The organism is Salibacterium qingdaonense, from assembly GCF_900114715.1.
Classification (GTDB): Bacteria; Bacillota; Bacilli; order Bacillales; family Marinococcaceae; genus Salibacterium; species Salibacterium qingdaonense.
The window spans coordinates 59,856-86,110 of the sequence record NZ_FOTY01000011.1 but is presented as its reverse complement, the minus strand read 5'-3'; the positions used below and the strand labels follow the sequence as shown (position 1 = coordinate 86,110).

26 protein-coding genes are annotated in these 26,255 nt (G+C 47.6%); 19 read left to right on the top strand and 7 right to left on the bottom strand.

Annotation, left to right across the window (positions count from 1 at the left end; genetic code table 11):
• Positions 1 to 67: 67 nt before the first annotated feature.
• The 4 genes from BM058_RS10290 (at position 68) to BM058_RS10275 (ending at position 4,303) form a co-directional block, all read left to right on the top strand.
• On the top strand, positions 68 to 1,273 hold the full coding sequence (locus BM058_RS10290) for a CHAD domain-containing protein (RefSeq protein ID WP_090926953.1): 1,206 nt from the start codon (positions 68 to 70) through the stop codon (positions 1,271 to 1,273).
• Positions 1,274 to 1,376: 103 nt separating this feature from the next.
• Positions 1,377 to 2,156 carry an ABC transporter ATP-binding protein gene (locus BM058_RS10285; RefSeq protein WP_090926952.1) on the top strand — a complete coding sequence of 260 codons (780 nt, stop codon included), beginning with the start codon at positions 1,377 to 1,379 and terminating at the stop codon, positions 2,154 to 2,156.
• Positions 2,153 to 3,868: a putative ABC transporter permease subunit gene (locus BM058_RS10280; RefSeq protein WP_090926951.1), complete on the top strand. Its 1,716-nt coding sequence runs from the start codon at positions 2,153 to 2,155 to the stop codon at positions 3,866 to 3,868. The genes BM058_RS10285 and BM058_RS10280 overlap by 4 nt, the downstream gene beginning before the upstream one ends.
• Positions 3,869 to 3,934: 66 nt before the next feature.
• On the top strand, positions 3,935 to 4,303 hold the full coding sequence (locus BM058_RS10275) for a hypothetical protein (RefSeq protein WP_090926950.1): 369 nt from the start codon (positions 3,935 to 3,937) through the stop codon (positions 4,301 to 4,303).
• Positions 4,304 to 4,751: 448 nt separating this feature from the next.
• Here BM058_RS10275 and BM058_RS10270 read toward each other — a convergent pair whose 3' ends face one another.
• Complete coding sequence (locus tag BM058_RS10270) at positions 4,752 to 5,684, bottom strand: L-lactate dehydrogenase (RefSeq protein ID WP_090926949.1); 933 nt, start codon at positions 5,682 to 5,684, stop codon at positions 4,752 to 4,754.
• A 217-nt stretch (positions 5,685 to 5,901) separates the two neighbouring features.
• Between BM058_RS10270 and BM058_RS18245 the strand changes: the two genes are divergently transcribed.
• The 3 genes from BM058_RS18245 (at position 5,902) to BM058_RS10260 (ending at position 7,014) form a co-directional block, all read left to right on the top strand.
• A complete protein-coding gene (locus BM058_RS18245) occupies positions 5,902 to 6,063 on the top strand; it encodes a hypothetical protein (RefSeq protein ID WP_177195515.1) in 162 nt (53 codons plus the stop codon).
• Between the two features lie 86 nt (positions 6,064 to 6,149).
• Positions 6,150 to 6,656, top strand: coding sequence for a ferritin (locus BM058_RS10265; protein ID WP_090926948.1), 507 nt, complete (start codon positions 6,150 to 6,152; stop codon positions 6,654 to 6,656).
• A 136-nt stretch (positions 6,657 to 6,792) separates the two neighbouring features.
• A complete protein-coding gene (locus tag BM058_RS10260) occupies positions 6,793 to 7,014 on the top strand; it encodes a YdbC family protein (RefSeq protein WP_090926968.1) in 222 nt (73 codons plus the stop codon).
• A gap of 114 nt (positions 7,015 to 7,128) precedes the next feature.
• On the opposite strand, the gene BM058_RS10255 is transcribed toward BM058_RS10260, so the two are convergent.
• Positions 7,129 to 7,308 (bottom strand): H-type small acid-soluble spore protein, encoded by a 180-nt coding sequence (locus BM058_RS10255; protein WP_090926947.1) that lies wholly within the window; start codon positions 7,306 to 7,308, stop codon positions 7,129 to 7,131.
• A gap of 167 nt (positions 7,309 to 7,475) precedes the next feature.
• On the opposite strand from BM058_RS10255, the gene BM058_RS10250 reads away from it, so the two are divergent.
• The 7 genes from BM058_RS10250 to BM058_RS10220 all read left to right on the top strand — a co-directional run bounded on the left by BM058_RS10250 (position 7,476) and on the right by BM058_RS10220 (position 15,033).
• Complete coding sequence (locus tag BM058_RS10250) at positions 7,476 to 8,039, top strand: nuclease-related domain-containing protein (RefSeq protein WP_090926946.1); 564 nt, start codon at positions 7,476 to 7,478, stop codon at positions 8,037 to 8,039.
• Positions 8,040 to 8,482: 443 nt separating this feature from the next.
• On the top strand, positions 8,483 to 10,117 hold the full coding sequence (locus BM058_RS10245) for a helix-turn-helix domain-containing protein (protein ID WP_090926945.1): 1,635 nt from the start codon (positions 8,483 to 8,485) through the stop codon (positions 10,115 to 10,117).
• 81 nt (positions 10,118 to 10,198) lie between these two features.
• Positions 10,199 to 11,650 carry an aldehyde dehydrogenase family protein gene (locus BM058_RS10240; protein ID WP_090926944.1) on the top strand — a complete coding sequence of 484 codons (1,452 nt, stop codon included), beginning with the start codon at positions 10,199 to 10,201 and terminating at the stop codon, positions 11,648 to 11,650.
• A 13-nt stretch (positions 11,651 to 11,663) separates the two neighbouring features.
• Positions 11,664 to 12,539, top strand: coding sequence for an NAD(P)-dependent oxidoreductase (locus BM058_RS10235; protein WP_090926943.1), 876 nt, complete (start codon positions 11,664 to 11,666; stop codon positions 12,537 to 12,539).
• 5 nt (positions 12,540 to 12,544) lie between these two features.
• Positions 12,545 to 13,348: a DUF3100 domain-containing protein gene (locus tag BM058_RS10230; RefSeq protein ID WP_177195514.1), complete on the top strand. Its 804-nt coding sequence runs from the start codon at positions 12,545 to 12,547 to the stop codon at positions 13,346 to 13,348.
• Positions 13,349 to 13,351: 3 nt separating this feature from the next.
• Entirely contained in the window at positions 13,352 to 13,804 is a 453-nt protein-coding gene (locus BM058_RS10225; protein WP_090926941.1) for a hypothetical protein, read from the top strand.
• 281 nt (positions 13,805 to 14,085) lie between these two features.
• Positions 14,086 to 15,033 (top strand): glycosyltransferase, encoded by a 948-nt coding sequence (locus BM058_RS10220; RefSeq protein WP_245736933.1) that lies wholly within the window; start codon positions 14,086 to 14,088, stop codon positions 15,031 to 15,033.
• Between the two features lie 33 nt (positions 15,034 to 15,066).
• On the opposite strand, the gene BM058_RS10215 is transcribed toward BM058_RS10220, so the two are convergent.
• From BM058_RS10215 to BM058_RS10205, 3 genes are all read right to left on the bottom strand, one after another.
• Positions 15,067 to 15,744 carry an acyltransferase gene (locus BM058_RS10215; RefSeq protein ID WP_090926939.1) on the bottom strand — a complete coding sequence of 226 codons (678 nt, stop codon included), beginning with the start codon at positions 15,742 to 15,744 and terminating at the stop codon, positions 15,067 to 15,069.
• A gap of 106 nt (positions 15,745 to 15,850) precedes the next feature.
• Positions 15,851 to 16,408: a spore coat protein gene (locus tag BM058_RS10210; RefSeq protein WP_090926938.1), complete on the bottom strand. Its 558-nt coding sequence runs from the start codon at positions 16,406 to 16,408 to the stop codon at positions 15,851 to 15,853.
• An 89-nt stretch (positions 16,409 to 16,497) separates the two neighbouring features.
• A complete protein-coding gene (locus tag BM058_RS10205) occupies positions 16,498 to 16,701 on the bottom strand; it encodes a hypothetical protein (protein ID WP_090926937.1) in 204 nt (67 codons plus the stop codon).
• 298 nt (positions 16,702 to 16,999) lie between these two features.
• On the opposite strand from BM058_RS10205, the gene BM058_RS10200 reads away from it, so the two are divergent.
• Positions 17,000 to 18,286, top strand: a complete 1,287-nt coding sequence (locus tag BM058_RS10200; protein WP_090926936.1) for a D-glucuronyl C5-epimerase family protein — start codon at positions 17,000 to 17,002, stop codon at positions 18,284 to 18,286.
• A 25-nt stretch (positions 18,287 to 18,311) separates the two neighbouring features.
• Positions 18,312 to 19,544 carry a glycosyltransferase gene (locus BM058_RS10195; protein WP_090926935.1) on the top strand — a complete coding sequence of 411 codons (1,233 nt, stop codon included), beginning with the start codon at positions 18,312 to 18,314 and terminating at the stop codon, positions 19,542 to 19,544.
• Positions 19,545 to 19,560: 16 nt separating this feature from the next.
• On the opposite strand, the gene wecB is transcribed toward BM058_RS10195, so the two are convergent.
• On the bottom strand, positions 19,561 to 20,640 hold the full coding sequence (gene wecB, locus BM058_RS10190; RefSeq protein ID WP_090926934.1) for a non-hydrolyzing UDP-N-acetylglucosamine 2-epimerase: 1,080 nt from the start codon (positions 20,638 to 20,640) through the stop codon (positions 19,561 to 19,563).
• 180 nt (positions 20,641 to 20,820) lie between these two features.
• Here wecB and BM058_RS10185 point away from each other — a divergent pair, with 180 nt between their 5' ends.
• From BM058_RS10185 to BM058_RS10175, 3 genes are all read left to right on the top strand, one after another.
• A complete protein-coding gene (locus BM058_RS10185; protein ID WP_090926933.1) occupies positions 20,821 to 22,044 on the top strand; it encodes a glycosyltransferase in 1,224 nt (407 codons plus the stop codon).
• 211 nt (positions 22,045 to 22,255) lie between these two features.
• A complete protein-coding gene (locus BM058_RS10180) occupies positions 22,256 to 23,551 on the top strand; it encodes a nucleotide sugar dehydrogenase (RefSeq protein ID WP_090926932.1) in 1,296 nt (431 codons plus the stop codon).
• A 25-nt stretch (positions 23,552 to 23,576) separates the two neighbouring features.
• Positions 23,577 to 24,698 carry a DegT/DnrJ/EryC1/StrS family aminotransferase gene (locus BM058_RS10175; RefSeq protein WP_245736932.1) on the top strand — a complete coding sequence of 374 codons (1,122 nt, stop codon included), beginning with the start codon at positions 23,577 to 23,579 and terminating at the stop codon, positions 24,696 to 24,698.
• On the opposite strand, the gene BM058_RS10170 is transcribed toward BM058_RS10175, so the two are convergent.
• Positions 24,695 to 25,975 carry a glycosyltransferase family 2 protein gene (locus BM058_RS10170; protein ID WP_090926931.1) on the bottom strand — a complete coding sequence of 427 codons (1,281 nt, stop codon included), beginning with the start codon at positions 25,973 to 25,975 and terminating at the stop codon, positions 24,695 to 24,697. The two genes, BM058_RS10175 and BM058_RS10170, sit on opposite strands and share 4 nt — an antisense overlap.
• Positions 25,976 to 26,255 lie beyond the last annotated feature (280 nt).

Genomic DNA, 26,255 nt, shown 5'->3' with positions numbered 1-26,255 from the left:
ATGGAGGGTTTGGAAATCGGATAAAAGGGAATGGGTTAGAAAATGGGTAAAAAGCGGGGGGAGTAAAATGGCAGAGAAGGTGCAGACGAGACAGGTGGATGCGATGGGGCGTGTTGTTATCCCCAAAGATATCCGGGACGACCTGACATTGCCGGAGCAGCCGCTTGCGCTGCAGTATGAGGCGAACCGGCAGGCGGTGCTGGTGTTCAAGGCAGTGGAAACAGATGAAGAGGAAGAGCATAAAGTCCTTGATGAACAGGGGCGGCTGCTTATTCCGGCAGAGGTGCGGCGGCAGTTCGACTGGAATCAGGGGGATAAGATCGAAATTCAGTCGGAGCAAAAGGGTGTCCTTCTACAGGGAGAAGGGGCACACTGCGCGGTCTGTGAGAGCCGGGAATCGCTTGTCAAAATTAGAGGACGGTTTTTGTGCCGGAGCTGTATGGAGGATGCCGGTGCGGCGTGGAGTGAGCGTTGGCAGGACGTGCTGCAGGAAGTGGCGGGCGATTATATCGGTTACTCGGAGAAAGCAGTATCCAGCGCTGATATGGAAGAGATTCACCAGGCCCGCGTGAAAGGACGCCGGCTCCGGACGCTGCTTGAGTTTCTTGGTTTGGATGAAGATCATAAACTGTTCGAACGGCTGGATGACGCGCATAAACGACTCGGCCGTCTGCGGGAGCGGGACGTGTTTGTCGAGGTCGTGGAAGAGCGGGCTGCCAAGGCAGAAAGCGGGGAAGAAGCCGCCGTCTTTCACGAAGCTGCTGAGGTGGTGAGGCAGAAACGGGAGAAAGAGAAGGAAAAGCTTGCCAAGAATCTGCCGAAAGTTATTAATGCCAAGTTCCAGCAGCACTGGGACAGATTCTGTGTGAGTGAACTGCCGCACCTTGTGCGGACGCTCGATCTGCCGAAGCGGCTGGAGGAATTTGAAGAGACCTTTCAGGAGAAAAAAGAGACGTACCACAAAACGGCTGCGGAGAAAGGAAAGGCGTCAAAAGCTGCACTGAAGGCGCTGCATGACGTTCGTATCGAAGCGAAACGCCTCCGCTACACGTACGGGTACGCGGCGGTCATCTACAGCACGGGTTACGCGGCTGAAAGCAAAGCGTATAAAAAATACCAGCGCCGCTTCGGTGACATAAACGATAAGCGTGATCTGCTGAAGAAACTGGAAGATTCCGAAAAGAAAATGGATGTTTCCCAGGAGCAGATTGAAAATGTGAAAGAGAGGCTGAAACGCGAACTTGAATCAGACGCGGAAGCTGTTGAGCTGTAACGAGCAGATCCTTTCCGTCCGGTGGAAGCCGGGCGGATTTTGATGTACGATGAAACCAGCATTCCTGATGCAGCGTACATGCAGGAAGAAAGAGGTGGTAGACATGACAGAACCGGCTGTGGTGCTGAACGGGGTATCCAAACAGTACGGCTCCTTTTCAGCAGCCGAGGACATATCAATTACGATCCCAAAAGGAGAATTATTCGGATTTCTCGGTCCGAACGGGGCGGGGAAGACGACGACGATTAAAATGATGACGGGGCTGCTTGAGCCGACGGACGGTACGATTGAGATCGGCGGCATCAACATGTGGAAACAGCCGCTTCAGGCGAAAAAAAAGATCGCCTACGTGCCGGATCATCCGACGCTGTATGAGAAGCTGACGGGCTGGGAATACATCCGCTTCATCGCTTCTGTTTTCGGCATTCCCGCCCGGCAGGCGGAGGAAAAAGCGGTCCGGCTGTTTGATTTATTTTCGCTTGGAAGCCGGGCCGATGAACTGATTGAAGGGTATTCCCACGGGATGAAGCAAAAGATGGCGCTAACCGGCGCGTTGCTGCATGACCCGGACGTTATTTTTCTCGATGAGCCGACGGTCGGGCTTGATCCAAAGAGCGCGAAGACGCTGAAAGACCTGCTTCGGCAGTTATGCGACGATGGCACGACCGTATTTGTCTCGACGCATATTCTTGAAATCGCCCAGGAAATGTGTGACCGGATCGGCATCATCCGGGACGGGAAGATTGCAGCGCTTGGGACGATGGAAGAACTGCGTGGGGAAAGCAGTGCGAGTCTTGAGGATATTTTCCTTGAGCTGACCGGCGATGAGGAGCAGCAGGAACTGATCCGGGAACTCGCCGGTGGAAGGGCGGATGCGCCATGATCCGTACCCTGCTCGGCGTCCAGGCCAAGATTCTGAAACATACGATGGAAACCAACAAGACCGGCACGAATGTGTCGCACGTCATTATTGGGTTTGTCGTCATCCTATTTCTTCTGTTCGCTCTGAATATTGTCACGTCGCTGCCGGCAGCGTACGATGCCGGCTTGGTGGAACTGCTCTTTTCGTACGTTTTTATGATGATGCTCGGGCTGATCCTTTTGATGGGTGTGCCGCAGGTGTTCAAGCATCTGTATGCCTCGCGGGACTTAACGTTTTTGTTCACCCTGCCGATCAAGGTAAGTCACATTTTCTGGGTGAAATACATACAAAGTTTTCTCAATATACCGGCGGCGCTGTTTGTCGTGACGTTTCTGCCGGGACTTGCCTACGGGCTTCACGCCGGGGTGCACGGGTATTTTTATCCCGCCCTGCTCATCGTGACGCTGGCCATGCCGGCGCTCGGGGTGGCGGCTGCCTATTTTATCAATATGGGGCTCGTGCATATTATTCCAGCCAAGCGCGCCAATGAATTGATGACGGTGATGAGCGCGGTGTCCGGCGTGCTCGTATACGGCATGTTCCAGCTTCCGAACCTGCTCGCGGAGCCCGGTTCCGACATGGCGCTTCCAACCGGTTTGCTGCCTGAGATGCCGGCCTGGCTGCCGATGAGCTGGGGGGCGTCCGCGTTAACCAGCGCGATGGCAGGAGAAGTATCGTTCCTTCTTCCGACGGCCGGACTCGCCGCTGCTGCCGCCGGGCTGTCGTTTGCCGCCTCCGCTCTCGTGGAGAAAGGTTTTCGAAGCGGCTGGATTCAATTAAATGAAGGAAAAAATAAAAAGAAAAAAGCCGGAGAAAAGGGGCGCCGGTTCAAAGTCGGATCGCCCGTAGCCGAAATCGGATGGAAAGAATGGCGCTACATGAAGCGCGACATCAGGGAATGGCTCATTTTCATGCCGTTTGTGTTTTTGTTCATCTTTATGGGCTTTGGTTACACGGCCGGCGGCTCATCTGTTGCGGCATTCAGAGAGCTGGACCCGGTTCTTTCCTGGACTGCGGTGCAGGCGGCGGCACTGTTTATCTACGCGTTTTTCAACGGCAGTCTGTCCGCGTCGTTCGTCGCCCGCGAGGCAGGCTCGACCTGGATGCTGCACGTACTGCCGCTGACAGGTGTGCAGATCGCGTGCGGAAAGCTGTGGATGAGCTGGCTTATTCCCTTTCTTCCCGTATCGGTACTGCAGATGACGGCTGGTATTCTGCTCGGATGGCCGGTGTCTTTCTTTCTCCTTGGCTTGGTGCTGAGCGCGCTCATCAGTCCTGCGCTCAGCGCGCTTGGCATCTGGACCGGCGCTATCGGCGGAAAATACAATCCTTCCAACCCGCAGAACCGGCTGCAGTTCGCGCCATCGCTCCTGATGCTGGCACTGTCCTATGTGTACGTGGTGCTGACATTGATCCCGGTGCTGCTTGTCGTTGTTCCCGCGGAAAGCGCTGGGCTGTTTGAACAAGTCGCAGGTGGCGGCATCATAGGAGGCAGTGCGTCTGCGGCCGCGTCGCTTCTGCAGCTGAAACTGACAAACAGCGCGCTCGTGATGGCGCTCAGCGTCCTCGTGTTTCTTTTTCTCACCATAGGCACATGTGTGGCATTTTTGTACCTGGCCGGCCGCCGCATCGAACAGGGCATCCAGGTAAGTATGCCGGACAGCAAAGAGTGAAAAATAGTAGGGAGACAGCCGGCTGTGTGATACAATAGCTGTACCACGAAGAAAGGAACGATGGCTATGCCGGAAGAAACGACACAGCTGTTGCACGCTCTCCTGGAAGGTCAGAAAGAAATTACCGCCGGCGTCAAGTCGCTGGATGACCGCATGATAAGATTGGAAGGCCGGTTCGATAAGCTGGAGCTCCGGTTCGATAACCTGGAAGGCCGCTTTGAAAAGTTGGAGGGCCGTTTTGATAAGCTGGAAAGCCGTTTTGACAAGTTGGAAGTCAACGTAGACAAGCTGGATAAAGGCCAGGACGAAATCAAGGAGCGCCTCTCTAAAGTGGAAAGCGGGGTCGACCTGCTGGCGGTGAAAGACTGGCACCATGAACAGGATATATATGATATGAAAAAGAAACTGGAACACAGCCGGACGAGCGGCAGATAAAGAAACGCACATATCCGGATGAAGACGCTTGCGCGTACTCATCCGGATTTTTTTGTGCCTGGAAGGAGGAAGAGGGCAGCGTCCAGTTACGTTTAGCTGTTGAAAATAGCTGCAAACGTCACGTAGAAAGGTTTAAGCGGCCAAAACGGGGAGGGGCTGGGTGCGCAAACGTCCTCATGGGACATTCCCAGTTGCGTTTAAGTGGACATGAGAGACCCTGAACGCAACTAAGAGCGCGGCAGCCCTCTTTTTTCATGAAGCCCTGCGTCGTGCGCCGTGTAAGTTGCGTTTGGGCAGGCGGAGAAGGGCGTAAACGTCACGTAAGAGGGATCATGCGGCCAAAAAGCGGGAAGGAAGCAGCACAAACGTCATTATGACTCGTCCATGATGACGTTCAGGACATCCCGGGAGCAGCTAAACGCAACCATGAACTGTTCCTCCCCCCTCTCTAATACGAAAGGGTCTGCTTTGATTCCCGCAGGGTCTGCGCGGAATGGGCAAACTGCTGCGTTTCTGTTTCATCGAGAGGAAGATCCATTACGCTGCGGATGCCGGTCCGGCCGATCACAGCGGGGACACCGATGTAGATGCCATTTTCTCCGTATTCTCCGTTCAGACGGGCGGACACGGGGAGTACCGCGTTTTCGTCGTGGACAATGGCTCTTGTAATCCGGGCGAGCGACATACCGATGCCAAAATGTGTTGCGCCTTTTTGCTGAATGATCTCGTAAGCGGCCGACTGCACGCGCTGAAAAATCGAATCCAGCTGCTGTCCCTCTTCTGCGGCCATCGTTCGAATGTCTTTCATGCCGGCAAACGCGCTGCTCCAGACTGGAAGAGAGGTGTCCCCGTGCTCGCCGATAATCCAGGCGTGAACATCGCGTGAGTCGATATGGAAACAAGCACTTACAACTGATTGCAGCCGGGCGGAATCCAGCACCGTGCCTGAGCCAATCACTCTTTCTGCCGGAAGGCCTGATACCTGCTGGGTGATGTCGGTTAAAATGTCGACCGGATTCGTCGCAGCAAGAAATATTCCATTAAACCCATGGGCCATGACCTCAGTTACGATACGTTCAAAAATGTCCGCGTTTTTCGTAAGCAGATCCAGCCGTGTTTCGCCGGGTTTCTGCGCCAGACCGGCAGTGATTACGACAAGCTCTGCTTCGCTGCAGTCCTCATATCCACCGCTTCGAATCGTCACTGGCACCGGGGCAAACGGAACAGCGTCGCGAAGATCGCCCGCTTCCCCGGCTGCTTTTTCTTCATTCACATCAATAAGTACAATCTCGCCTGTCAGCCCCTGCTGCAGCAGGGCATAAGCATAACTGCACCCGACGGCTCCCGCGCCGATAATAACAATCCGGTTGTTTTTAATCATTATAAAGATCCTCCTTTGTTTGTGAACTATTTCACATATATAATAACACACAATGTGAACTATTTCACAATATAAATAATGAAGGTTTTGTGACGTCTCGATTCAAGGTTTAAAAATTATTTCAACAGGTAACTGTACTTAAAGCATAGGGGAACGAAAGATGCGGCTGGTGAAGGGGATTAAGGCTTATTGAAAAGAAAACATAGAAAGGAGCATCATGATGACACTAAGAGACGACATCCACGCCTTGATTGACAGCCTGCCTGAAGAAAGCCAGGTGGAAGTGTACAACACCATTTGGGAATACAGGGAAGAAGAAGAGAAGGAAATCCATGAAGAGGCCAAAAAAGAAGTGCAGGAGAATCAGACCAAAGAATAGATCGGGTTAGTATACACACCTCTTGTCTCATGCTATGATAATAATTGTAAAAACGATGAAAATTACTTCGAAAGGCGGGATGTGACATGTTCAGCGACAAACTGAAAGAAGGTTTAATCGAGCAGATGAACTACGAGTTCTACTCGGCCCATGCTTACATGGCAGCAGCGGCGTACTGCTCTGCGGAAAGTCTGGACGGATTCGCGAATTTCTTCCTTGTACAGGCAGAAGAAGAACGTTTTCACGGCATGAAATTCTATTATTTCCTTAATGATATGGGCGCACGTGCTTCTTTCCAAGGTTTCAGCGAACCAAACAATGAGTTTTCTTCCATTCTCGATACGTTTGAAAAAGGAATGAAGCAGGAACAGGACGTAACCCAGCGCATTTATAAACTGGCGGACATGGCACTGGATGAGCGCGAGCACGCAACGATGAATTTCCTGAACTGGTTCATTGAAGAACAGATTGAGGAAGAATCGCTGTTTGACGACCTTATTCAAAAGCTGAAACGCATCGACAGTGACAGCAACGCGTTTTTCATGCTCGAAGAAGAACTCGGTAAGCGTAAATTCGATGCAGACAATCAGTAAACAGAAAGATCGGGACGCGGGTCCCGTTCTTTTTTTGTATATACAGGGTGGGAAGGTTATATTCCAGCTTCAGCGTGAGCGGCTGTTTCCTTCCGGTTTAGGATGGGATAAAATAGAGAAAAAAGGAGACATGACCATGGCTGATATTAACTATGAGATTATCGAACATATCGGCGTTCTCTCTGAATCGCCGAAAGGGTGGACGAAAGAGTTGAACCGGGTGAGCTGGAACGACCGCGAACCGAAATATGACTTGCGGGACTGGGCGCCCGGCCGGGAGAAAATGGGTAAAGGCGTCACGCTCAGCACCGAAGAGATCGGGAAGCTGAAAGAAGTGCTGCAGAGTATGTCGTCATAAAGCTGTGAAAACAGACAGGAAAACTCCGTTTCCAAATAGGAAGCGGAGTTTTTTGTAGATATACTATTAGAAGGCAATACGGTGAAAAAGCACCTTCTCTACGATGTTTTTTTCTTAATGTTCCATTAACTGCCCCAGCGAAACAGTTAATTCCTCATCGGGATACTCAAGAGAGTAAATGCGGGCGGTTTGGCTGTCCTCATCGACATGCTGAATGTAGACAGGGGTGCCGTCGTACGTGACATCCGCCATAACCGGGGAATCGGCAATGTCACGGGTGCGTAACTCATCCACGAAGTCATCACCTCCTTTTACGCAGGTAGTATAACGATCCGTGGACTGTCCTATACGTTTCCATACTTCCGCAAATGACTTGATGAGATCCCGCAAATATGATTTTATTTTAAAATATTGCCCAAACAGCCGATGATAAGAGTAAGAAGTGGACAAGGGGAAGGATAATGATGAAGCTTCAGAACATATTTCAGAAAAAAAAGAAAGATACACGCCGTGCGATGATGAAAGAAATCGAAGAAGGTCTCGAGCAGCTTCCGCATCCAATACAGTATATGCGGGGCGTTTCGGCCGGATCCGGTGCGGATTCTATGGATTATGTAATTCTTTCCCCCGGCGGTATATTTATTGTGAATCAGCAGACTGAAACCGGACACATCCAGGCAGACATGGAAGAAAAGACCTGGTACTTGAATGACACCGTGGAAATAGCGAATCCTTTCTCCAGACTGGATGAAAAAAGGGAGGCGGTCCAGGCCGGAATTCCTTCGCAGTATCATGACTATTTTGTTTCCATTGCTTCTTTTCTTTCTCCGTCCACTTTTGACATCGCGCCGATTTGGCGGAAAAGTAGTTCCAGCCGGATTTTGATTCATCATCAGGAATTGTCGGAGTATATTCAGCGCAACATATTCATCAGTCGTTTTCAGCAGAAAACACCATTATTGAATAAAGAAACGATAACGATGCTGTATGATACACTGTCTTCCTCTTTAACCGGACATAGATAATTCGGAGCTGTATCAAAAGGTACAGCTCCTTTTCTGTAATATAGAAAATTCACCTCAGGCAGAAGCGGAAGGCGGCGACGCCAGCGGGAAGAGCAGCAGCCGAAGATCCCATCAAACGGCGGTTTTACCGTTTGATGTAGCTGAGGCGCTGCCCGCGGCAAAGAAGACACGGTGAGCCCCGGCGAACCGATGTCGCACTTGTGCTCTGGAGTGCAAGCGTCCGCCTGCAGCGGATGCCTTAACGTTTAACGGCTTTTGATACAGCCCCTTTTTTTATCTGCTGTTTGAACAACAATTCATGCGCCGTCGTGATGTTGTTCATCTGCCAAGCTCGAAGCCCCCTCATTCGGCGATCGCCCAGGACGTGACGGGATTGATAGTGTTCTATTCTGTGCCGCTGTTTTTATGATACAATAAACCATCAATAAGAGAGGAGGGCCGGCATGCCGGAATCGATGGAATCAAACTGGGAATACCTGCTGCACATCACAAGGACGATGACAAGCATTCATACAATAGAAGACGTGCTTTCCACGATCACGAAAGCGGCCTTTGAGCTGATGACGGACAGCGACACGGTTATTTTGTACCTGCATGACGACACGACGGGGTACCTTCATTTTGTTGAGGGGCTCGGTGTTAGAAAGGATAGGCTTGAGCATGTCGCGTTTTCTCCGGACGAATCGTTAACCGGCCACTGTTTCCGTACGAGAACACCTTATCTGTGTACGCGGGAGGAGATGCAGACTTTCATGACTTCCATGAAGCCTTCGAACAAAAAGTGGTTCCAGGAGGCGGTCTACCACCGTGAAATCAAAAGTTCCATCGCCGTACCGCTTGTTTACCATGACCAGTGTTTAGGGGTGCTGGTAGTGAACAATTTCGAAACGGAAATTCCTTTTACGATACATGACCGGAATCAGATGCAGATTATGGCCGACCACAGTGCCATTGCAATCATGAATTCCAGGTTGATCCAATCGCTGAAAGAAAAGAATCAGCTGCTGAATTCCTCTTTATCGATTCATAAGGATTTCACAAGACTTGTGCTGGAAGGATCAGGACCGGGGCGGCTGCTGCAGAAGCTGGAACAGATTCTGCAGCAGTCCGTTCATTTCTATGAAGCCCAAGACCCTGTCTCCCCGGAAGGAGAAGAGACCCTGTATTCGATCGTCCACAGCAAGGAATATATCGGCTGCCTGGAACTCGAACAGCCGCTTTCGTCGCTTAGTGAGATTCAGCAGAGTGCGCTGGAACACGGGGGGACGGCGCTGGCGCTGGAGATGCTGAAAGCCCGGGCTGTTCATGACAAAGAACTGGCGCTGCGCGAAGAATGGTTTGAAAAACTGTTGACCGAAGATCCGCTTTATCAAATCGAAAGCTTGACCCGTCAGATGGGATGGAACACTATCGATACGTTCCAGGTGATGGTGATAGAGGGAAGAGACCACCCGTTGTGGGAAGTCGACAGGACGATGGTGAAGCATCAGGTGCTGCAAAAAGTGGAACAGCTTGCGTCCTCCTTCGGTGTCCCGTCGTTTGTAGTGCCAAAAGGCATTCAGGTGATTATGGTCATGCCGGCGAAGGGAGAAAAGCTGCTGAGCACAATCATCCATCAGCTTCAGAAAACGCTGCGTGTCTATGCTGATATGGCAGCAGGCATTGGACGGGAAACACCGCTTGAAACAGTACGCTATTCTTTCCAGGAAGCGAAAGAAGCGGTGAGCTTCGCAAAGACCGGAACCTCGGGACCCGTTGTGAGGTATGCGGATCTTGGATTTGAACGTTTTTTTGAGAAACTCGACAGAAAAAGCCTGACTGTGTTTGTGGAAGACAAATTGGGTCCGCTCCTGCAGGGGAGTTCTCCTTTGTATGAAACCCTGCGGATGTACATTTCCTGTAACCAGAACCATAAAAAAACCGCCGACAGCCTGCATATCCATCCCAACACCCTCTATTACCGCCTGAATAAAATCCAACAGCAGCTGCAGCTTGATTTTTCTAAAGAAAAAGACTGGATGGACGTCAGACTGGCGGTGGATATTTCGCAATGGAATTGGAGAGAGCCACAAAAATAAGTAATAAAATTTGTGACTCCCCCCTCATTCTTTTAAAAAATCTGAATATTAGAATTATACTTACAATACAAGGAGGGTTGCATGGTGCATACATACGGGAATTACATTGCCGGGACATGGGAGTCTTCATCTGGAGGACTTACGTATACGAGCATTAACCCGGCAGATACCGGGGAGATACTCGGCCATTTTCAGGAATCATCGGCGAAGGATCTGGACCAGGCCGTAAAGGCAGCCCAAACCGCATTTTGGGAATGGTCAGCGGTCCCGGGACCGAAACGGGCAGATATCATTTTCAATCTTCTGCCGATCCTCGAGCGCCGGGCGGAGGAACTCCAGGACCTGATTACAAAAGAAATCGGAAAATCTCTCCGTGAAGCGGGCGGAGAAGTGAAAAAAACGATCCAGGCGATGAAGCAGTTCAGCGGGGAAGGCTCCCGGATAGACGGGGAAACGCTTCCTGCGATGGATTCGGAACTGTTTGGTTATACCATCAAAGAACCTCTCGGTGTGGGAGGGGTAATTGCTCCGTACAACTTTCCGCTTGGGATCGGGCTTTGGAAGATAGCACCCGCCATTCTCGCCGGTAATACCGTGATTTTTAAGCCGGCGGAAAATGCATCTCTTGTCAGCGTGAAAATCATGGAAATGCTCGAGGAAGCCGGGCTGCCGGCAGGAGTGGTCAATATGGTCACAGGAACAGGAAGTATCATCGGTAAAGCAATCGGTGAGCATTCGGATATCAAAGCTGTTTCTTTTACCGGATCGACTCAGGTCGGAGAAGAGCTGGAGCAGGCAGTGACCGCCCGGGGCGGCAAAGTGCAGGCGGAAATGGGAGGCAAAAATCCGGCCGTCATTCTGGAAGACGCCGATATCGATGAAGCCGTCGACAGCATTGTGACGAGCGGCTTTCTTGATAACGGCCAGCGCTGCACCGGCACGAGCCGGCTGCTCGTGCCGGAATCTATCTACACGGAGGTGGTTGATAAGCTGACGGAAAAAGCGGCATCTCTTGTTATCGGAGAAGGAAGAGAAGATAACGTGGATAACGGAGCCATTATTGATGAAAAGCAGGCGGCCAAGTACGAGGAGTTCATCGCCTCCGCGAAGGAAGAAGGGGCTGTGATTCATTACGGCGGCCGCCGGCTGACTGAAGGCGGGCTTGGCAGCGGATATTTTGTCGAACCGACCGTCGTAACGAATGTGACAACGGACATGAAGATCGCGCGGGAAGAAATTTTTGCCCCTGTGATTGCCGTCATTCAGGTGAAAAACTATGAAGAGGCACTTTCTGTCGCAAATGACACGTATTACGGCTTGTCCTCGACGATTTATACGAATGACTTGAAAAAATCGTTTGATTTTATCCGGAATATTCAATCCGGTGTCACGCATGTCAACATGCCGTCGACGTATTTTGAAAACCAGTTTCCGTTCGGCGGGAAGAAGCATTCCAGCAAAGGACCGCGGGAGCAGGGAAGTGCCGCGCTTGACTTCTGGACTGACTATAAAACTGTCTATATTAAAGCGTAAAGGGGGAAAGGTTATGCAGCAGATAGGCGTAATTGGCTGCGGAGTGATGGGCGGCGGCATTGTCCGCAACCTTCTTCAAAAAAACTACAACGTACACATCTATGACACCGAACCTGTTAGACTCGAAGACCTGCGCCGGGAAGGTGCTCTGCCGGCCGGGGACGCCGCCGCACTGGCTGCAGCGAGCGACGTTATCATCACGTCGCTCCCTTCTCCGGTCATCATGCAGAGCGTCATTCTGAACAGTGTGATACCCTCCGCTGCGCCGGGTGCGTATATTCTGGACATGGGGACGACCGATATCACGACGACAAAAGAACTGAATGAGCACGCGGCAGCAGCCGGGGTGCATTTTCTCGACTGTCCGGTAAGCGGCGGTCCGGATGGTGCCAAAAACGGGACGTTGAGTATGATGTGCGGTGGAAAGGAAGACAGATTCAGGGAAGTGGAACCGTTTATGCGGGAGATGGGTTCTTCCCTCTATTATTTAGGACCGTCCGGCAGCGGCCAGGTGGTGAAAATGTGCAACAACCTGGTAGTGAGCGGGGTTATTACGGTACTGTCCGAAGCGTTTCATACCGGCGAAACGTACGGCATCCCCTCTTCGGTGCTGGCTGAAGTGTTGCAGAGCGGTTCCGCGGCGACGAAAGCGATGGAAGTGTTTGGGGAGAACATCGTCTCGGAAACGCAGGATGAGGTTAAATTTTCGCTTCAGCACATGGCAAAGGATTTATCATTTCTGGAAGATTTCACAACGAATGAGCGTATTTCCCTTCTTGCTGCTCCGGTCATCAAAGAGCTCTACGACCAGGCCGCTGATGCCGGAATGGGGGAGATGGACAGTTCTGCCGTGTCCTTAATGTATAAACACGAGCAACAGAAAGGGTGAGCAAGATGCAGATGGAATTGGTGAAAGACTGGCGCCTGCATGCTTTAGTACTTCTCATCGTTCTTTTGACAGAGTGGGTGGGAACCTATGAAATCGGCGTCGGCCCCGGGGTCATTTTATTTCTGCCGATGTTTTATGCCATTATTATCGGATTGATTCTTTATTTCACCCCGCTTGTAAAAAAAGCATCGGCGAAGAACGCAGAACCGTTTATCGTGCTTGGTGTCACGCTTTTGATCGCCAAGATCGGCGTGATTATCGGACCGGATATCGGAACGATTATTGAAGCGGGACCGGCGCTTGTACTGCAGGAACTGGGGAATCTGGCCACGGTATTTATTGCCCTTCCGGTAGCTGTACTGCTCGGGTTCAAACGGGAGTCGATCGGTATGACCCACTCCATTGCAAGAGAACCCAACGTCGGCCTGATTATTGATAAGTATTCCTTTAACAGTCCGGAAGGCCGCGGCGTCATGGCAATTTATATCTTCGGAACAGTGTTCGGGGCCGTGTTTTTCGGCCTGTTGTCCGGGCTCCTTGCGACCATTACGCCGCTCAACGTGCTCTCTTTTGCGATGGCTTCCGGGGTGGGGAGCGGCAGTATGATGACAGCGGCAAGCGGTTCCCTGATTGCGGCGTTTCCGGACCTTGAGAACCAGATCGCGGCATATGCCGGTGCCAGTAACCTCCTGTCGCTTTCCACCGGCATGTATCTAAGCATATTTGTCGGACTGCCGCTGACGGAAAAACTGTATCGATTGATGCAAAGACGCCGCGGGGATGATGCGGCGCAGACGAAGGGGGAATAAACGGTGCTTAAAAATATTCAGGAATGGATTCTGCTGCTCGCCATATTCGGCCTGACGGCTTATTTAGGGAACTGGATCGGCTACGGCATGCTTTCTGTCGACGGTCTGCTCGGCATTTTTGTTCTGATTCTTATCAGCCTCGCCGGTCTGATCCTGCAGAAACTCATCCCGGTTAACATTCCGAGTGTCGGCTATATCGGTATTCTCGGTATTCTCGTTTCGACGCCGTGGTTCCCGGGATCGGAGTATGTTGTGGAGTGGACGTCCAACATTCAGCTGCTCGCTCTTGCCACACCGATTCTTGCCTACGCCGGTATCTCCATCGGACGCAACTGGGCCGACTTCGTGCAGCTTGGCTGGAGAAGCTTCGTCGTCGCCGCCTGCGTGTTTCTTGGTACGTTCATCGGCTCCGCCCTCATCGCTGAAATCATTCTCCGGATGCAGGGGATTATATAAAAAAACCTTCTTTCGCCGATAAAAGCAGCCAACTTGCCGATACAGGTAATGGTGAAAACCCGAGTATTTAGTATGCCGTGTGAAGAACCACTCACGCGGCATAGTTAATTGAAGGTTTTGCCGGGTTTCTTTTTGCAGCCCAGCATGCAGGTACATTCGGTATGTGCTATGAAAGCATTCTGAATGCTCGAGGGTAAAATGCCCTCTCCAGCCTGAGCCGCTCTTCTTTATTCAAAAATCATGACCTCTGCCTTCCATCATACAATATGGGGAAATATGATTTGACAGGAGGAGACGCACTCATTAAGATATTGTGGATCGCGTATGACACGTCACGTTTTGTTGATGATAATTTTTCTCTGTTGGAAAAAGAACTGGCCGTTGAACACGACTTGTATATTTGGAGAAAGTCCGGACATATTCACTATATCCTGAAGCAGCTTCCTGAACCGCCGGATTTTATACTCTTATTAAATGACATTGGGCAGAGGCTGTACCCCAGGGTAAAAGGACTTTCTACCACGAACATCCCCACGGGCTTGTTCGTGAATGACGTCCATCGCCTGTCCAAAATAAGAGACAATTATATTAAAAAGAGTAATATTCACTATATATTTTCAATAGTCCGGGATACGTTTTTATCCGTTTATCCCGCTCATAAGCAAAAGATGATATGGTTTCCTCATTTTATTGATCCGGATCGTTTTGACGATGATCAGCAGGAAAAAAACATTGACTTGTTAATGATGGGGGCTGTCGATGATCATTATCCGCTCCGGCAGAAAATACGCGCTGCGTACAACCATGACCATCGGTTTGTATACCACTCCCACCCGGGCTACCATACCCTGTCCACAAAGGAGGAGAAAGACTATCTGATAGACAGAAGGTATGCCAGGGAGTTGAATAGAGCAAAGCTGTTTTTTACATGCCCCTCGATCTATCATTATCCTGTTAAAAAATATTTTGAAGCTCTTGCCTGCCGCACGCTGCTGCTGGCACCGACATTTCCTGAATTAGAGGATCTTGGATTTATCCCCGGTTATCATTTTGTGGCGGTGGATGAAACGAATTTTAAGGAAAAAGCGGATTACTACCTGCGGGACCAAAGCGAGAGAGATAAAATCAGCACGCGGGGGTATGAATTTGTCCATCAGTTTCACTCAAAGCATCAGAGAGTGAGACAGTTAGTGACCAGCATGGAAAACATTATTAAGCAGCAAACGTAGCGAATTTTATGGGACCTAAACGTGCAGGAGGTGTTACGTTTTAACTTTAGCAGGCACTCCAGTAACAACAAGCCCGCTTTCTACGTCTTTTGTTACGACAGCTCCGGCTCCGACTACGGCGTTCTCTCCAATTTGGACAGCGGGAAGAAGCGATGCATTGTTCCCTATTTTGGCACCCTGCTTAATGTAGGGGCCGCGTAACGTATAAGCCCGGCCTCCCATATATTTATCATTAGACATGGAGACATTCGGACCGAGAAACACGTTGTTTTCTAAAATGGTATCCCCTGTTACGTAAGCCTGCGTTTGAATGGTGCAGTTTTTTCCGATGCTGCAATCTCGTTCAACCACAGCCGATCTTCCAATTACCGTTTCATCTCCTACCAATACATGTTCTCTAATACTGGCAAGGTCGCCGATAAACACATTTTCTCCTACAAGAGTACCGGCATAAATGGATACTAACTGACCGATTTTTGTTCCGTTTTTAATTATTAAGGGAGAAGTGTTTTGAAAACTCTCCCGCATGGTCTTATTTCCTTCCGGATGGATTCCTATAACACAATTAGCGCCGATTTTTACGTTATCGCCTATGAAGGTACCTTTCAAGATTACCGTGTTGTGGCCGATAACCACATTTTTCCCGATAACTACGTCTTTTTCGATTACTGCATTTTGCCCGGTTTGCTCCTTTTTGGAATGATCAGACATATGCGAATCTCCTCTCTCTGTTTTCTCCGCTTCAAAGGTCTGTAAGTACAGGAAGATACGCGAAACCGGAGAGTATACCGGTTTCGCGCTATTGGAGCAGACTTTTTTAGAAGATATCCACGATTACTGCTATGGCTAACAGCAGCTGTAATAGCAGTTGAATGTTGAGGGCAAGCTGTGTGTCGTTTGTTTCAATCGTGACGCCTCTGCTGTTTTCAATATACGTTTGCTGGTACGTTGCCTGCTTGATTTTCGAGGACTGCATCAATTCCTGTGTGAAATCATCCGCACTTGTGGTATCGCCGCCGAAGATGGTAATGGAAATGGTGATCAAAAGTGCTGCCTGCAGTCCTGCCTGTAAGCTTAATGCACCTTTCGTATCGACGGTAGATACTTTTACGTCACAAGAGTCAATGACTTCGATATACTCGTCGGACGCCTGCACGGTTTTGTTTGATTGTTCTGCAGATTGTGTTTCTCCACCAAACCCATACGAATTCGCACCGCCGTGGGTACAGGATGGATCCAGCGCATCCCACTGTCTTTTGTCTCTTCTATCCCGTTTTCTATCTCTGTCTCTGTCATAGTCTTTGTCTTTGCAATGGTCTCTGTCTCTGCACCGATCCCTGTCTCTGCAGCGGTCTCTGTCTTTACAGTTACTCATGCTTTTACCTCCTTTCTACTACACTATATGACGAAGAAATATACTGGTTTGGACAAACTACCTAATATATTCGTTTGTTTTTCTATCATTTAGTTATTGTTGGAATTGGTACTGCCCTGATCGGCGGCCTGCTGGTCTTCAAGAAATTGATTAACTTCCTCCTGAATTTCCTGGATGATACTCTGCAGTAACTCTCTATCTTCGTCTGAAACCTGAACGGTGCTGGGATCTACATTGTATTTTCTCATCATTTTTTTAACTAACATTTCTGTCAGTCGTGGGTTTTGCTGCATGATTTTCCCCCCTTTATTCATTTTCTATATACATCAAATGCAAAGCCGGCGTTATTGTATAGGGAGACTACTAACTCTTCCGCCTATTTTACGAGAAATACACTATGAACTAATCAAGACTATTCGTTTTTCCATAGAGTCTGCCGCTCTTTTGCATACATTTATTTTTCAAACATACCATGCATGTAGAGGGGAACCATGGCATAAACAGATACATATACAGGAAATACGGAACCGGGAAAAGAAAAACCAGTGGTACCAAAGGGTTGGATGATAAGACATCAAGAGGAGGACAAAAATGAATATGCCTGGTTTTACGCCGCGTTTGGCAGCTGTCAGTAAAGATAGATATAAAATCAAATTTTTGGAGGACGGATACCCGGGAAAGGATACAGGGGATCACGTCGTTCCGCATCCGATCTATGGAATATATGTCATAAGAGATTATCTGTATCAATACAAAAAAACAAAAGATCCCGCTTATCAAGAAGCAGCCATCACAGTAGCTGACGCTGCTATCGGGCGGATGAGCAGCTTTCATCATTGTCTCGTCTATTGGTATAGAGAAGGTACAGTTTTTAATTCAACAAACAAGGATTATTATTCCGGCCTCACTCAGGCCTACTATGCAGATATGTTAGCTCAAATGTATGTTACTACCGGCCATAAAAGGTATCAAGAAGCGGCAGAAAAGGTATATGAGAGCTTAAGAATCCCGGTGGAGGAAGGGGGGGTTTTCCATCGGTCATCCCAGGGACCCAGTATTCAAGAGTATCCCATGGCGCCGAATGGTTACGTGTTGAACGGCTGGCTTTCCGCTCTTTCTTCGATAAAGCATTATGCTGAATTAGTGGAGGACGAAGAGGCTGACGTGTTTTGGCGTGACAATTTACAAACCATTACTAAATTACTTCCATTGTTTGACGCTCCTCATCTTGCTAATTCCAGGTACACACTAAATGGAATGGTCACCATGAAGGTGCTGTCCTCTTCCAACCTTGAACTCCAGGACGTGTGTGTCAGGGTGCCGGGTGAAGGAGAATACAATGTCTTTGTTGCGGAAAATAAAAAATACGAGCATTTTATTGTCCAGTCCTCTGTCCTTCAACATGGTCAAAACGTATATTTGAAAAATAAGAGTGCTCTATTCAAAGTATTGTTAAGCAGGTATTCCTACCCCAAGGAGAATGAACTGACATTTACGCTGTACAGTCCCGGAAAAAGCACCGTTCAATTTTTAATAGTACCTCCAACGTATTTTCCCAAAAATATTATCAAAGAACAGCAGTCCCGCTACCAGCAGATCAAAAAGGTGCCCATACAGAAAGGAAGGAACGAAATTACCCTCAACGTACCATGGGATATGTTACAGGACCTTGGTGAACCAACGAGATTTAAACAGTTTGGATCCAAATGGCATAATGTGTATCATTTTATACACCTTCACAGATTAGAAGAGTTTTACGAAGTAACAAAAAATGAGAAGCTGCTGGAGTATATAACAAAATGGCGGAGTTACGTAGAGTCGTGGCGTAAAATCCCATTATATAACGGGTTGGAAAAGGAGCCATATAAAAGTAGGTAATAAAAGATGAAACGGGGAGGGAAAGATGAAAAAAGTATGCATGTTGGTTCATACCCATTCCTTTTTGGATTCCAGGATTTTTCATAAGGAAGCGAAAACCTTACAGAAAAATGGCTATGAGGTGACAATGATCGTCCCCAGAATAAAGGGAAAATTGTTTAATATAGATAAAGAACCCTTTCAGACTAAATTTCTTCAAAAATCGTTTAAGCATGAGGGAATAAATATTGTTACGTACAATGTGGAAAGTTTTAAACCAACTGCACCTATGATGCAGAGAAGATTGGACTCGAATTCGGTCCATTTCAATAATGTGTTAACAAATATTGGACTAAACCAGCAGGCCGATATTTATCATGCTCATGAAACGGCTTCGTTGTACGCGGGAATCGGCGTGAAAAGAGCAATGAAAAACAATGGGAAAGAAGCTAAACTTATTTTTGACAGTCATGACCTCATTCCTGATCCATTTGAAGAGTCCCAAACAAAAAATGCGGTAACGGGAAACCTTTTGGATTCGATGTTAAAAGAAGTAGACCAGTTGATTACGGTGTCTCCTTCCATTAAGTCCTGGTATATTGCTAAAAACCCTTCACTTCCGATAGAAGTTATTTATAACTCGCCGCCTTTGAATGAAGAGTTTCAACCAAAAGAATATGAAAAGAAATCACTGACCGTTGGGTATGAAGGGCACGTTGCTGATCATAAGAAGGGAAGCAGCGATAAAATATTTGAAATAACAGATGTATGTTCCAGGACGATCGATTTTCATTTTAAAATTATTGGAGGAGTGCTGCACGGACACACGCTTTCCATTCCTGATCATCTTCAGGAGAAGGTGAAAGTAACCGGGTGGATTAACTACGAGCAAATATCCGAGCAGATGAAAGAGATAGATGTAGGATGGATCGATTTTGATGACCTCAAGTCGTCTCTGAACCGATCTTATGCGCTGCCTAATAAACTTTTCAGTTATTTAAACAACGGAGTACCGGTGGTGGTAAATAAATGTCATGAAATGGAACACTTTATCAGAACGCACAAATGCGGAATGGTTATCAATAAGACAAAGGCCGCCTCTGAAGACTACGCAGAAGCTTTTCAATTCTTACATGAAAACAGGGATAAATTAAAGCAGATGAGCATCAATGCAAGAAAGGTCATGGAAAGAATCTACAGCTGGGAGAAAATGGAGAAGGACCTGCTGTTGGTTTATCAGTCCATGGCTTCCAACCGTTTTAACTCCTTTTACTTTTAAACAAACAATCTCCCCTTTAGGAAGTGGTAAAGGGGAGATTGTTTACGATGCGGTATATTTGGCCGGCTGTATTCCCGTCACCGAAAAGGGGAGTATAGGAACTGGGAACTTTGATATTGGCAACAGCTTTGCTCCATTCCGCAGGGTCCGCAGGGTCCAGCAGCGTATTCCATTTTTCCCGGACAGTTTCTTCCCATTCTGTTTCCTTCCGGAGTGTAATACACGGAGTGCGAAGCATATAGGCTTCTTTTTGGATGCCGCCGGAATCCGTTAAAATCATTTTGGCCTGGCTTTCCATGACTAACATATCCAGGTAATTCAATGGTTCAATGAACAGAATATTGGAATGTGTGCCCTCGTTCCCCTTCTCCAACGCGCGTTTTGTCCTTGGGTGCAGAGGGAAGACGACTTTTTTATCTAAGTGCTGAAAGGCTTTAAGAATATTTTGTAACCGATTGGGTTCATCTGTATTTTCTGCACGGTGAACCGTGGCTAGATAATAATCTTTTGCTTCAATCTGCAACCGCTCGAAAATGTCTGATTGGTGAAAGGCTTTTTCTTTATAATGAAGAACGGCGTCATACATAATGTCTCCCGTTTGATACACACCGTCGCGGATTCCTTCCCGGGCTAAATGATCCACAGCTGCCTGAGAAGGGGCAAACAGGATGGATGACAGGTGATCTGTCACGACCCGGTTTATTTCTTCGGGCATCCGTTTGTTGAAGCTGCGAAGTCCTGCTTCTACGTGGGCAACAGGGACATGCAGCTTGGCCGCTGCCAGGCTGCCGGCAAGGGTGGAATTTGTATCTCCGTAAACGAGTACTATGTCAGGTTTTTCTGTATTTATCACCTCTTCCAGGTGAATCATCATGGCTGCGGTCTGTTTTCCATGAGATCCTGAACCTGCGCCCAAATTGTAATCAGGGGCCGGGAGCTGCAGCTGCGTGAAAAATACATCCGACATATTTTTATCATAATGCTGTCCTGTGTGGACGATGATTTCATTGATAGTGTCGTCGTCCTGAAGAAGTCTGGATAACATGCAGGCTTTAATAAACTGGGGTCTGGCTCCTAGTACGGTTACTATTTTCATCTCTCTTTGCCTCCTATGCTTTTTCTGTTTTATGAAGCAGCTACAGTAAGCTATGAAAAGAGAGCACGCCCTGCCCCAACAGATAACACAAGGATGGAACCTAAATGTTTTTTTTATGTTTTTGTACATATCGCAACATAAAATGAAAGGAAAACATCCTGGATAAGGAGGAAGGAAGGGATGAAAAAGAAAGTCTGTTTTTTAGTAGCGGATCATCCGTTTTTAGATGCCAGAATATTCAAAAAAGAGGCCAAAACCCTGTTCCGCCACGGGTATGATGTCACAATGATTGTGCCGAGGAGGCAGGGCCTGTTGTTTCATATCGACGGAACTCCGTTTCGGGATACATTTCAACAAGATACGTTCATCCATGAAGGCATTACAATCGTCACGTATGAACAAATACATTTTGAAAAAAAGTATAAATTACTGCATCATCATGTACAATCAGCGAAAGCAGACCGTTTTACGAACGCGTTGACGAGACTCGGGATTGCCGAGCAGGCAGACATTTATCATGCTCACGAGTTTTTTTCCCTGTATGCAGGAGTTGGTGTGAAACGGGCCCTTGGTTCCAATAAAAAATCTGTTTCCTTGATTTATGACAGTCATGAGCTGGTACCGGACCCGAAAAGCCTTATCGGAGAGGCCTGGAAACGAACGATGAAGAAAATGCTGACGGCCATGCTGCAGGAAACCGATTATGTTATTACTGTATCCGAATCGATTAAATCCTGGTATCACGCTGTTCAACCCGGCGTACCCGTAGAAGTCATTTATAACTCCCCTCCTTTAACCCCGGCATACGAACCCAAATTATATAATACAAACAGATTGGTCCTGGGATACGAAGGAATCGTCAATCGAAGCAGGGGAAAAGCAGAAAAACTGTTTCAACTGCTGGAGATCAGTAAACCCCGCTTTGATCTGCATTTAAGTATCATAGGCGGTTTAACTGCTGATAAACAAGGAGAACTTTCTGTTCCTGTTCATTTAGAGCCTTACGTCCATCAGCACGGATGGCTCCCTTATGAAGACATTCCACAGGCAATGAAAGAAGTGGACATCGGACTGGTGGATCTTGATGTGAAGCATTCATTGAACAATCATTACGCGCTTCCTAATAAATTTTTAAGTTACTTAAACAATGGTGTTCCTGTATTGGTGAATCGTTGTAAGGATATGAGTGACATGATCCACCGTCATCAGTGTGGATATATTGTAGATAAGGAGCAGGCTGGTGCTGTTGATTATGCGGATGCGTTGTTCTATCTTTATAACCATCAGGAACAACTTCAGAAGATGAGCCAAAAAGCCCGGCGAAGTATGGAAGAGCACTATCATTGGGGGATTATGGAAAAGAAACTGCTCCGTTTATATGAAAGATTAGGAGAGAAAGAATGATAGGAACGGCAGAATGTCTAAATAGATTTGTGAAGCAGGGTTTCAATCAGCGCGGCCGTGAAGGGGAAGAAGGGGCAGCTGGGTGTCTTCTCTATCTTTTTGGATGAGATAACGAAAACTCTTCCAACCCTCCTAATAGTCCAGTCATCAACTATATTTCCACATAAAGTATGAAATGAGGAAAGGAACAGAGGAAAAAGGGGGGAGAGACATGAATCATAACAACACAGCACAAACTGTCGCTGTCGTAGGATTAGGGAAAATTGGACTGACACTTGCAGCGGTTTTTGCTGATAGTGGATTCGATGTTATCGGAACTGATCGCAAGAAGGAAATCGTGGCACTCGTAAATAAAGGATTTTCCCACGTAAAGAATGAACCAGGACTGGATCAGCTGGTGCATAAGGCTGTTCACAATGGCAGGCTGCGGGCAGTACAGCAAACACCGGAGGCGGCGGCTGAAGCGGATGTGGTGGTTGTCATCGTTCCCGTGGCAGTTAACGAAGATAATGAGGTAGATTACTCGTTTATGGATGCAGCGGTGGAAGATATAGGAGCGGGATTAACTAAAGGGACAACGGTGATTTTTGAAACGACGCTTCCTGTGGGAGATACCCGGAATAGGTTTGGCAGGAGGCTTGAAGACATCTCCGGATTAAAAGCAGGCACTGACTTTTATTTAGCATACAGTCCGGAAAGAGTATATTCCAATCAAATGATCCATGACCTGCAGCACTATCCGAAAATAGTAGGAGGCACGAATGGGAAAGGACTGCAGACGGCTTCGGCTTTTTATAAACAATCCCTTCATTGTGAGGTGATAGAAGTAGACTCCGCAGAAACAGCGGAATTTTCCAAAACTGCGGAGTGTGTCTACCGGGATGTAAATATCGCGCTTGCCAATGAATTAGCCGTCTATGCCGAAAAAAAAGGAGTAGACATTTCGGAGGCGGTTAAAGCAGGCAATAGTCAGCCGTTTTCGCACATTCACACTCCTGGAATCGGCGTCGGAGGACATTGTATTCCCATTTATCCCTACTTCTTTATAAAAAGAGGACTGCAGGATGGATTGACTTCCATGGCGAGAAAGATAAATGACAGCATGGCAGCCTATGCTGTTGCCAAAATGGAAGATTACCTGGAAACCCTTGAGCATAAAAATGTTCTGATTTTGGGGTTGTCTTATCGAGGAAATGTAAAAGAACCGACAAAAACTACGACATTTCTCCTGACAGAAGCACTGAAACAGAGGAAGGCGCGGGTTTACGTAAACGATCCATTGTTTACGGATCAGGAGATTTCCGCGTATGATTTGACCCCGTTATCGCTGGAAGATGAAAAAATTTCCCAAATCGATACCATCATCCTTCAAGCCTTTCATCATGAATATCAATTTCTTTCTTTTGATGCCTTCACAAATTGTAAACTGATTTTTGATGGACGAAACGACTTAAACAAGGAAAACATCACGGCTTTAGGTATTTACTACGAAAGAATAGGTTTGTGACAAGGGGACCGGGAGGTGAAAGATAGTGAACCGCACAGAGTTTATCCCTATGGTGGATCTTCAGAAAGAAATTGATTTGTTGAAAGCCCCGCTGCTAAAAGAAATGAAAACCGTCCTGAAAAGTGGGGAATACGTGCTGGGAGCGAAAGGGGAGGAACTTGAAAACCAAATCGCTGCCTATACCGGCACGGCTTATGCTGTTGGGGTGGCAAACGGAACCGATGCGTTGTATTTATCATTAAAAGCGTTGAACATCGGACCCGGAGATGAAGTGATCACGACCCCGTTCACTTTTTTTGCAACAGCAGAAGCGATTGCCCAAACTGGTGCTGTTCCGGTTTTTGCAGATATTAAGGAGCAGACGTATACTATCGACCCAGAGAAAATAAAAGAAGCGTTGACACCAAAAACCAAAGCAGTGATCATCGTGCATCTGTTCGGAAAAGCAGCGGACATGGAAGACATTCTCGCACTGGCGGAAAAATACAACTTGAAAGTGATTGAAGATGCATGCCAGGCAGTAGGAACGAAGGTAGAAGATAAAAAAGCAGGCGGCATTGGAAATGTCGGATGCTTCTCTTTCTTCCCGTCTAAAAACCTTGGCGCCCTTGGAGATGGGGGAATGATTGTTACCAATGAACAGAATATTTGTGACAACGTTCGTGAACTCCGAAATCACGGCAGTCACATGAGGTACCAGCATTCTTCCATAGGTGTGAACAGCAGACTGGATGAGATGCAGGCGGCGGTGTTACTGGTGAAGCTCAAATATTTGGAGCTGTTTCTGCATAAAAGAAAGGAAATTGCCAAGCGGTATACCGAACAGTTAAACCGGTACGTCAAGACTCCGGAAACGAGGGAGCAGGAGGGACGGACGTACCATCAGTACTGTATAGAAACAGCGCAGCGGGATGAATTAGCCGCCCATTTGAAGAAGAGCGGCATCGCATCTGCTGTCTATTATCCGGTTCCTCTTCATCTGCAGAAGGCTTTTCATTATTTGGGATACCAAAAAGGGAGGTTTCCTGTCTCCGAAAAAACAGCAGAACGGATTCTGGCTCTCCCTATTTTTCCAGAGCTTTCTATTGAGAAACAAAACTATATCATTTCAAACGTTATCCAATTTTTTGATCAGCAGAAAGATTAATAGGGATCTAACCATGATTTATAAAAATCATTCCATTTGGAATGATTTTTTTTTGTAATACTTTCCTTGTGCTCGCGAACGTTGTATACGGTGAAATTTTGGAAGAACAAAGGAGCTTCTTTGAAAAGATTCATTAAAACACTGACGTCCTCGTACAGTCTTCCATGTTCAAAGGGTACCACCGGAAACCCTCCGATTTGTTTCAGCGCAGATGTCCGGTAGATCCGGGGGCCAAGTGGAAAACGGTAGGATACTAGATCATTTTTCGCACGCACAGGCCTTCCTTTAGAGAGTCCTTTATATAAAACACCGCCGTCAGCTGTCTGTTTCCACCGCCGGAGGTTCCCATATAAAACACATGCTGGCTCCGGCAGGTCCTGAAGATAATGTTTCACAATCGATACCGCATCCGGATCAAGCCAGTCATCTGCATCCAGTTCCATCACAAATTCAGTAGAAATGTGAGGGAGGACCTCATTCAGAGCCCTTGCTTTTCCGCCGTTTTCTTTTACCATGAATGTTACCCGCGGGTGATTTTCCCATTCAGAAAGCCGGGTGCGGGAATCGTCTGTGGAACCGTCATCGATAACAAAAACAGATTCCGGCTGGACGTTCTGTAAAATGCAGGACAGCAATGCGGTTTCCACATACGATCCCATATTATAATTGGCTATAAAAATTGAAAGAGAAGGGGACTTTGATTCCATGGAAGCTGTATTATATTTCGTTAAAAAATGAATCTTTTCCCTTTCCCTTTTGGAAGTGTTTTTATTTATTTTTTTCAATCCTTCTCTTTGGATCGCTGTTATTTGATGGTTTTCCAACGTGCTGAGCCAGGCAGGCAGCAGCGCTTCTTGAAAAGGGAGATGGCCGATGGAAGGAAAAGGGTTTAGATTGCCGGAATTCGTTCTTATCAAGAACGGCTGCTGAATGACTGCTTTTCCAATGTGCTGTGGTACGGTCATTACGGATTTATAAGGATCAAGGTTTACATAGGACGGCTGAAGAGTGGAAGAGAAATAGTCATCGTCGTGTAAGAACAAAACATAGGACGTCTTAATAGAGGACAAAATCCGGTTCAAAGCGCGTCCCGGGTCCTGCTCGGGAATAAAGGAAACATCGAAGCTGTGTCGTTTTGTTTCGTTTCCAATTTGGACGGACGGATCCAAAACCATAACCATGTCTATACGGTGGTGTATTTTTTCGAGGGAGCAGAGAGCTTGTTGTACTGTTTTTTTATTCGAATATCCGAAAAGTAAAGCGGTAATATCGTTCACTTCGTAATCCCTCCTGTTTTTCTTGTGGGATGGGGAATAGTTATATCTATGACAGGGAGAGCCCGAGGGTTCATCAATACGCTGCTTTGTTTCTTATAGATAATGTCAGCGTTTTCTGGATTCAGCTTCAGCATCCATCCGCTCGAGGGATTACAGAGGGACTTGCGCTTTTTTCAATAGAGGACAACTGTGGAAACTTTTTGAAATAGGCAAAAGAGTTAGTAGTCTCCCTATACAATATCTCTTATCCCTGCATCTAATATATTGAAAAGAAGAAAGG